Source organism: Caballeronia sp. LZ029 (genome assembly GCF_031451275.1).
Taxonomy (GTDB): Bacteria; Pseudomonadota; Gammaproteobacteria; order Burkholderiales; family Burkholderiaceae; genus Caballeronia; species Caballeronia jiangsuensis.
This window is the reverse complement of the sequence record NZ_JARUXO010000010.1, coordinates 1-812: the sequence shown is the minus strand read 5'-3', so window position 1 is coordinate 812 and position 812 is coordinate 1. Positions and strand designations below refer to the sequence as shown.

Below are 812 nucleotides of genomic sequence, written 5' to 3'. Positions count from 1 at the left end.
GGCGGCCACCGCCTGGACCCGTTTCGAGCGCGCCGAGCCTAACGAGCTATGGCAAATCGATTTCAAGGGCCACTTCGGCATGCTCGATCAAAGGCGCTGCCACCCGCTCACCGTGATCGACGATCATTCGCGCTTCAACCTCGTGCTGCAGGCGTGCTGCAGCCAGGACACCGAGACGGTGTACACGCACCTGCGAAACGCTTTCGCCTGTTACGGGCTGCCGCAACAGATCAACGCCGATAACGGCGCGCCGTGGGGCACGCCAAGCAAGCCTGGCGAATTGACCGAGTTGGCCATCCGATGCATTCGGCTGGGTATTCGTATGAGCCATAGCCGTCCCTATCACCCGCAGACCAACGGCAAGGACGAGCGCTTTCATCGCTCGCTCAAGGCCGAGGTGCTGAACCACCGCAGCTTCACCGGGCCCGATCAGGTGCAGGCTGAATTCGACCGCTGGCGCCAAAGCTATAACTTCGAGCGCCCGCACGCGGGCATCGGCATGGCAACACCGATCTCGCGCTATCGGCCCAGTGCGCGGGCGATGCCCAGCCGCCTGCCGCCGCTCGAATACGGACCGGATGATCAGGTACTGCTGGTGGGCTGGAACGGCAAGGTGACGTTTGGAAAACACCGTTTGCGCGTATCCAGCGCACTGCACGGACTGCACATCGCGGCGCGACCGAGCAGCACGATTGCCGATGCCTACGACCTCTATTTCGCGCATCACCGACTCATGACGTTTGACCCGAACCAGCCCGATACACGATGATCAAAGTGTCAACCATGTCCCCGACGAAAGTGTCAACCATGTC

Annotated in this window: 1 protein-coding gene; it reads left to right on the top strand. The window is 61.8% G+C overall.

Annotated elements, in window-relative coordinates:
* Nucleotides 1-769: integrase core domain-containing protein (locus tag QCE73_RS33865; protein ID WP_309885319.1), on the top strand; the 769-nt coding region annotated here is incomplete at its 5' end.
* Between the last annotated feature and the right edge of the window lie 43 nt (nt 770-812).